The organism is Achromobacter sp. Marseille-Q0513 (assembly GCF_018195695.1).
Classification (GTDB): Bacteria; Pseudomonadota; Gammaproteobacteria; order Burkholderiales; family Burkholderiaceae_B; genus Achromobacter.
Genome location: NZ_JAGTJY010000694.1, coordinates 1 through 246 on the forward strand (window position 1 = coordinate 1; position 246 = coordinate 246).

The 246-nt window shown below is 75.2% G+C and carries 1 protein-coding gene; it reads left to right on the forward strand.

The window, feature by feature from the left end:
* Positions 1-15: 15 nt before the first annotated feature.
* Positions 16-246 (forward strand): hypothetical protein (locus KDH83_RS32345; RefSeq protein WP_212323320.1); only part of this gene is annotated, 231 nt, incomplete at its 3' end.

Consider the following 246-nt stretch of genomic DNA (forward strand, 5'->3'; position numbering starts at 1 on the left):
GACGCGCAGCGTCACATGACGATCGATGGCACCGTCACGGCGGCCGAAGGCGGCCTGCGGGCCGTGGCTGGCGGCGATCTGGCGCTCGGCGCGCAGGGCCGCGCCGCCGCCAAGGGCGCGGTAGACCTGCAAGCCGGCCGGGACCTCACGGCCAGTGGCGCGCTCAGCTCGCTGAACGCACTGACCCTGCAGGCCGCGCGCCAGGCCACGGTCGGCGGCAAGCTGTATGCGACCGGACCGCTCACC